Origin of the sequence: Streptococcus sp. HMSC36C04 (genome assembly GCF_001839535.1) — a bacterium.
In the GTDB taxonomy this organism is placed as follows: Bacteria; Bacillota; Bacilli; order Lactobacillales; family Streptococcaceae; genus Streptococcus; species Streptococcus hominis.
Map to the genome: position 1 here is coordinate 159,078 of NZ_KV841606.1, position 6,907 is coordinate 165,984.

The window sequence follows — 6,907 nt, forward strand, 5'->3', positions numbered from 1 at the left end:
AATGTGAGATTTTCCATACCTTTTCTACAAAACTTTCAAAATAAAACAGCTACAGAAAAAGAGGCTGGGACAAAAGTCCTTAACCTCGTCAGATTTTTATGAGTTTCTTGCAAGTCGCAGTGGTTGAGTGGGTTCTATGCGGTTGATAAATCAACCTTTACAGCCCTACTCAACTGTGCGGGGGTGGGACGACAAAATCAAATTTCTTCGAAATTACCGATTTTTGTCCCACTCCCAAGGATGTTACATTTTTTAAACAGCACCTATTTTAGTTATTCAATAAAACTTTTCTTGGCTTGGTGCCTTCTGCTGGACCGATGACACCTGCAGCTTCCAACTCTTCCATCAGTCGAGTCGCACGATTAAATCCGACAGACAATCGACGTTGGAGCATTGAAGCACTCGCTTTTTGAGTTTCTATGACCAAAGCCTTGGCTTCTTCAAAGAGTGGATCACCTTGTTCACTCTCACTACCTGAATCCATGTCATTCTCAGATACTTCGCCTGGGTCAAAATTATCATCATAGTCTGCTTCGGCTTGATTCTTAACAAAAGTGACAATGCGCTCCACATCTTCATCAGAGATGAACGATCCTTGCAGACGAACAGGATGATTTTCATCAATCGGCTTAAAGAGCATATCCCCACGTCCCAAGAGTTTCTCTGCACCATTTTCATCTAGAATCGTTCGGCTATCAGTTCCGCTAGAGACAGCAAAAGCAATCCGCGAAGGAACATTTGCCTTGATGAGCCCAGAGATAACATCAACAGACGGTCGCTGAGTGGCCAAAATCATGTGAATACCAGCCGCTCGAGCTTTTTGTCCCAAGCGAATAATGGCGTCTTCCACTTCTTTGCTGGCTACCATCATAAGGTCTGCCAACTCATCCACAATGACCACAATCAAAGGAAGAGGAACTTGTTTATATTCTGGTTGACTAGCATTGTACTCGGCTACTTTGGCATTGTAACCTGCAATATTGCGAGCACCAACCTTAGAAAAGAGCTCATAGCGATTTTCCATTTCATCGACCACTTTTTGCAAAGCCCGACTCGCTTTGCGAGGATTGGTCACAACAGGGATCAGTAAGTGGGGAATATCATTATAGACAGACAATTCGACCATTTTAGGATCGACCATCATGAACTTGACTTCATCTGGTCGTGCTTTCATGAGAATACTAGCAATAATACCGTTGACTGCAACGGATTTCCCTGAACCAGTCGAACCTGCTACTAGCAAATGAGGCATTTTTGCCAAATCAAATGTCCGAACGGAGCCATTGACTGCTTTCCCCAAAGGGATTTCGAGTAATTTCTTGTCGTCTGTCTTAGACTGCTCCCAGAGCTCACGGAAAGTAACCGTCGCAATCTCGGAATTCGGAACTTCAATTCCGACTAGAGATTTTCCCGGAATAGGTGCTTCAATCCGCACATCTTTAGCTGCCAAAGCCAGAGCTAAATCGTCAGCCAGATTGGAAATGCGATTGACCCGCACTCCGACAGCTGGCTTGACCTCGTACTTAGTCACAGACGGTCCGATTTCAGCACGTTCAACGCTAGCACGAATGCCAAAGCTAGCAAATGTTTCTTCTAAAATCTTGATATTTTCGCGAACAATTTTCTTTTCTTTGGATTGATTTTTAGGCTTGTCTGGCGCAAACAAATTGATTGTTGGCAGTTTGTAATCTAAACTTTCTTTGGGGGTGAAATTAACCTCAACATCTTCATCTGTGTTATCTTGCTGCTCTTCTTTGTGTTGTTTCTCAGACAAACTCTCATCATAATCATAAATTTCTGGTTCTGCTTCTTCAAACTGAATCGGCGTATGAGCTAAGACCTCATCATCTAAAATTTCTCCCGTTTCGGGATCAATTTGTGGCTCGTCTTGCTCTACTTGAATAGCACTCATCGCTGCTTGCGCAGCTTTTTCTTCTTTTTCGATAAAACGTTGCTGACGCCTTGCTTCTCGCTTTTCACTCCAAGCATGATAGATTTCACTTAATTTTTCAAAAATATCATAAATCGAATACGGACTGATGAGTAGCACCCCTAGCAATATTAAGAGGAGCCCGATAAAGTAGGTGCCAATATTTGAAAATAAAAAGGCTATAGGAGTATAGAGTGTCGCTCCTAATAAACCGCCACCAGCAAAAGCACTGACTTTAACAGCTGTCAAATCCGTTAAAATCCGTGACAAGGTTGTACTTAGAACCTGTCCTTTTAAATTTAAAACATTTACAAAATAAGCTTGAAACATAAGCAGCAAGCCAATAAAAATACTGAAAAAGCCTGATTTATACCCTTCATGCTTATTGACCCACTTAAAAAAGAAAAGATAAATGAGACTGGCTATAATAACTACATAAGCTAAACTTCCTACCAATAAGCGAATGAGATTGTAAAGAGTGATCCCAACGGCACCCCATTTTAATGCTGCAAAAAGAAGCAAAAAAGCTACTCCGAAAGTTATCAACATCCTCCGAATGGCCTTTTGCCGTTCTAACTCTGCTTTTGTAGGTCGTCTCGTTGTCCGACCTTTTTTACTATTTTTCTTACTTGCCATAACTTTTATTATACCATAAGTCGGACACTAATCCAATGAAAGAAAAAAGCAGAAAATCAATGTTCCTGCTTTTAAATAATAATCTTTACTTCCAAATCACATCACCATCACCATCACCATCATCTACTGGTAAAACAAACCACAAAATCAAATAAGGGACTAGACCGATTCCATATACAAAAAATGCTACTCCCCAGATCAGTCGCACAATGGTAGGATCTATGTCAAAAGAATTTGCTACGCCTGCACAGACACCTGCAATTTTCTTATTCCGCACATCTCTTGTCAATCGTTTAGCCATTCTCTATCCCTCCTTTATAAATCTATTATAACATAAATTTTTTACCACTAAATAAATATCATAAAGAAGTTCCATAATCTGGTTGACAGATAATCGGCAGCAAGATTAAAAAAGTTGCTGTTGCAGTTGACCTAGAATAAAGCGAGAAATTGGTCCGACAATCAGAAAATTCAAGGGAAAAACCACAATAAAATTAGTCAACCAAGCTCCAAAGTAATTGGATACTGAAAGCGGCACGCCGTTAAAAAGCATACCATAAAGAGACATCAATGAAACCATAATCAGAACCATACCACCTGAAACAACGAGGAGCTTCTGCCAAGGTTTATGGCGTTCTGTTAAAAATTTAAAAGCAACTCCCTTCACAACTGGTCCTGCCACAAGAAGGTCTAAGAGAAAAGTGGTAATCAATCCAGGAACATATCCCATTGCTAGATGAGCCCATGAAAATATCCTACAACGGACAGGTTCCAAATGCTCATTCCAAATACCATCATGCTGCACATAAAGGCTGTAAAAAATAATGATTCCTTAAAATTCTTCGGCATAAAAACTCCATTTCTTTGTTGATAAACGCTATTTTAGCACAAAAAATTTTTTCTCGTAAGCAAATTTACAAAACTTTTCATAAGAAAATGTTTTCATACTTTAAACGATTGAACTATCTTTACATCAAAAAAGTAGCCCGATAGTGCCTTTCAGTTAGCATGGACAAACTCTCAAAAGGTTTGAAAAAGGCTTTTATTTATAGTAAAATGTGAATAGTTCAACATTCAGAAAGGAAATCTATGAAAAAATTACTTATCTTAGGACTGACTGCTGGTTTATTTTTGACAGGCTGTACAAACTTACAAAGAGCTATTAGAGGAAATGACTATGTAGACTCCAGCCTTGCTTCCGAATCCAGCTCAAGAGCAGCGGAAAAACAAAAAGAAGAGCAAAAAGCTGCTTTGAGCGATAAAAATGCTAACTTTCCACAGCTGTCTGACAAGGTCGCTGACGATGAAGCGGAAGTGAAAATAACCACAACTGAAGGTGCTATTTCTATGAAGCTTTTTCCAAAATATGCTCCACTTGCAGTTGAAAATTTCTTAACGCATGCTAAGGAAGGTTATTATAACGGCGTGACTTTCCACCGTGTCATTAAGAACTTTATGATTCAAACAGGAGACCCTAAGGGAGACGGTACTGGTGGTGAATCCATTTGGAAAGGCAAAAATTCTAAGATCGACTCTGGAAGTGGCTTTAAAACAGAGATTTCGTCTTATCTCTACAATATCCGTGGCGCATTAGCCATGGCTCGATCTTCCAATCCAAATTCCAACGGTAGTCAATTTTTCATCAACCAAAATACCAAGGACAGTTCTAATCAGCTCTCTAGTACAACTTATCCTGAAAAAATCATTGAAGCCTATAAAAAAGGTGGAAATCCAAGTTTAGATGGAAATTACACTGTCTTTGGGCAAGTCATTTCTGGCATGGATGTTGTGGATAAAATCGCTGCTACCGAGACTGGCGAAAACGACAAACCCAAAAAAGAAATCAAAATTGAGAAAATTGAAGTCATCAAGGACTATACATTTAAGAAATAATCACAAAACGGAGTCTGGAAACAAAAATGTTCTAGACTCGTTTACTTTCTAGAATAAAACTCATTGAGTGGTCTCTAATGTGCTGATGCTATCAGCTTTTACAGTCCTACTCAACCTTACGGAGTGGTGGGACGACAAAATCGATTTCTTACGAAATACTGATTTTTGTCCTACACCCCGTTTTCTTTATGCCTACGTTAATTGATTAAAATCCCAAATCTGATCTACCCATCCTTTGTAGAAGTCAGGCTCATGGCAGACCATGAGAATACTCCCTTTGTATGCTTGGAGAGCGCGCTTGAGCTCATCTTTGGCATCCACATCGAGGTGATTCGTAGGCTCATCCAGTACTAAGACATTATTTTCTCGGTTCATGAGGAGACAAAGTCGAACCTTAGCCTGCTCACCTCCTGAGAGAACTTGAATCTGGCTTTCAATATGCTTGGAGGTCAGACCGCAGCGAGCCAGAGCAGCACGAACTTCCGCTTGATTGAGTGACGGGAAAGCATCCCAAACAGCTTCCAAAGGGGTCTGGCGATTACCACCAGCTGTCTCCTGCTCAAAATAGCCCAATTCCAAATAGTCTCCACGCTCTACTTGACCAGCAAGAGGAGGAATGATTCCAAGCAAACTTTTTAAGAGAGTTGTTTTCCCGATTCCGTTGGCTCCGATAATGGCAACTTTCTGATTGCGCTCAAAGGTTAGATTAAGGGGCTTTGTCAAAGGACAATCGTAACCAATTTGCAACTCTTCTGCTTGAAAAATAAAGCGCCCTGGTGTACGAGCCATTTTGAAGTCAAAGGAAGGCTTAGGCTTCTCACCCTGCAATTCAATCAGCTCCATTTTGTCTAATTTTTTCTGGCGGGACATAGCCATATTGCGGGTAGCCACCCGAGCTTTGTTGCGCGCTACAAAGTCTTTTAAATCAGCAATTTCCTTTTGCTGGCGCTCGTAAGCTGCTTCCAGCTGAGATTTCTTCATCTCATAAACTTCTTGGAATTGATAATAATCACCAGAATAGCGGGTCAAGTTTTGATTTTCTACATGGTAGACGATATTGATTACATCGTTTAAGAAAGGAATATCATGGGAAATGAGCACGAAAGCATTTTCATAATTTTGCAGATAGCGCTTGAGCCAATCAATATGCTCTGCGTCCAAATAGTTGGTAGGCTCATCTAAGAGCAAGATGTCTGGTTTTTGAAGGAGAAGTTTTGCTAAGAGCACCTTGGTTCGTTGACCTCCAGAAAGAGCGGTGACATCCGTTTCCATACCGTAATCCATAACCCCTAAAGCACGGGCCACCTCATCAATCTTAGCATCTAAAGTATAAAAGTCTCGACTTTCCAATCGCTCCTGCAATTCACCCACTTCTTCCATAAGGACATCAATATCAGCTCCGTCTTCTGCCATAGCTAGATATATCTCATTGATTCGAGACTCAGTCTTGAAAAGTTCATCAAAAGCCGTCCGCAACACATCACGCACGGATTGACCTTCTTTCAACACAGCGTGCTGATCCAAGTAACCAGCTGTCACATACTTGGACCACTCAACCTTGCCTTCATCTGGCAACAATTGACCAGTTACAATGCTCATAAAGGTGGATTTCCCTTCACCGTTTGCTCCAACTAAACCGATATGCTCACCCTTAAGCAAGCGGAAAGATACATCCTCAAAAATAGCCCGGTCACCAAAACCGTGGCTCAAATTTTTCACTTCTAAAATACTCATTCTTATAAAACTTTCTGATTTATTGAGCGTGAGATAGAATCTGCACTTCAAAAATTATATCATCTTCTTGGTCAAATTGGCAAGGACAGAAAAAATAGTCTGGAATAACAGTATTCCAGACTCGATAAAACTCAATGCACTGTAGTTGAATACCTTCTAATGCTGATACTATCAGCTTTTTCAGACTTACTCAACCTTGCAGGGCTGGGACAACAAAATCAATTGCTGACAAAACGCTGATTTTGTTCCATTCTTATTTCACAATATTAAACAGCCAATGATAAAGCCAAGCTCTCCATCTACAACTGCTAACTCATTCTTTAAACTAATTCTTTCAAAAACGCTATCAAGGTCTCAGCTGACCGCCTGCCAGCTTCATGGATAAATTCGTCAAAGCTGATATTTGCGTCATGAGAAGCTGTATCACTCATGGCACGAATGACCATAAAAGGCAGACCGATAGAATGGGTTGCTTGCGCAATGGCTGCTCCTTCCATTTCTACTGCTAAAACATCTGAAAAATGCTGCTTAATGGCTTGAATCTTGTCTTGTCCCGCAATAAAACTATCTCCTGTTGCAATCAAGCCAACGCGACTTGTCTGATGTGTCTTTTCTAAAAGCTTCCTCATCTCAGAAACCAAATAGCGGCTCGCTTCAAAATACAGTGGCTGGCGCGCCATTTGTCCGTATTCATAGCCAAAAGCTGTTACATCT

Annotated in this window: 6 protein-coding genes; 1 reads left to right on the plus strand and 5 read right to left on the minus strand. The window is 40.6% G+C overall.

Annotated features, from left to right (window positions below; translation table 11 throughout):
• Positions 1–268 precede the first annotated feature (268 nt).
• The 3 genes from HMPREF3249_RS08835 to HMPREF3249_RS08845 form a co-directional block, all read right to left on the minus strand.
• Positions 269–2,566 (minus strand): DNA translocase FtsK, encoded by a 2,298-nt coding sequence (locus HMPREF3249_RS08835; RefSeq protein WP_059220506.1) that lies wholly within the window; start codon positions 2,564–2,566, stop codon positions 269–271.
• Positions 2,567–2,651: 85 nt separating this feature from the next.
• Entirely contained in the window at positions 2,652–2,867 is a 216-nt protein-coding gene (locus tag HMPREF3249_RS08840; RefSeq protein ID WP_059220505.1) for a PspC domain-containing protein, read from the minus strand.
• 105 nt (positions 2,868–2,972) lie between these two features.
• Positions 2,973–3,371 (minus strand): DUF2798 domain-containing protein, encoded by a 399-nt coding sequence (locus HMPREF3249_RS08845; RefSeq protein WP_070496626.1) that lies wholly within the window; start codon positions 3,369–3,371, stop codon positions 2,973–2,975.
• A gap of 284 nt (positions 3,372–3,655) precedes the next feature.
• On the opposite strand from HMPREF3249_RS08845, the gene HMPREF3249_RS08850 reads away from it, so the two are divergent.
• Positions 3,656–4,459, plus strand: coding sequence for a peptidylprolyl isomerase (locus tag HMPREF3249_RS08850; protein WP_059220503.1), 804 nt, complete (start codon positions 3,656–3,658; stop codon positions 4,457–4,459).
• 192 nt (positions 4,460–4,651) lie between these two features.
• Here HMPREF3249_RS08850 and HMPREF3249_RS08855 read toward each other — a convergent pair whose 3' ends face one another.
• Both HMPREF3249_RS08855 and mtnN read right to left on the minus strand, forming a co-directional pair.
• On the minus strand, positions 4,652–6,193 hold the full coding sequence (locus HMPREF3249_RS08855) for an ABC-F family ATP-binding cassette domain-containing protein (protein WP_059220502.1): 1,542 nt from the start codon (positions 6,191–6,193) through the stop codon (positions 4,652–4,654).
• Positions 6,194–6,513: 320 nt separating this feature from the next.
• A partial coding sequence (gene mtnN, locus HMPREF3249_RS08860) for a 5'-methylthioadenosine/S-adenosylhomocysteine nucleosidase (protein ID WP_142350236.1) occupies positions 6,514–6,907 on the minus strand: 394 nt, incomplete at its 5' end.

Coding starts and splice junctions, on each gene's coding strand:
- HMPREF3249_RS08835 (WP_059220506.1), bottom strand. CDS start 2,566: ATGGCAAGTAAGAAAAATAGTAAAAAAGGTCGGACAACGAGACGACCT.
- HMPREF3249_RS08840 (WP_059220505.1), bottom strand. CDS start 2,867: ATGGCTAAACGATTGACAAGAGATGTGCGGAATAAGAAAATTGCAGGT.
- HMPREF3249_RS08850 (WP_059220503.1), top strand. CDS start 3,656: ATGAAAAAATTACTTATCTTAGGACTGACTGCTGGTTTATTTTTGACA.
- HMPREF3249_RS08855 (WP_059220502.1), bottom strand. CDS start 6,193: ATGAGTATTTTAGAAGTGAAAAATTTGAGCCACGGTTTTGGTGACCGG.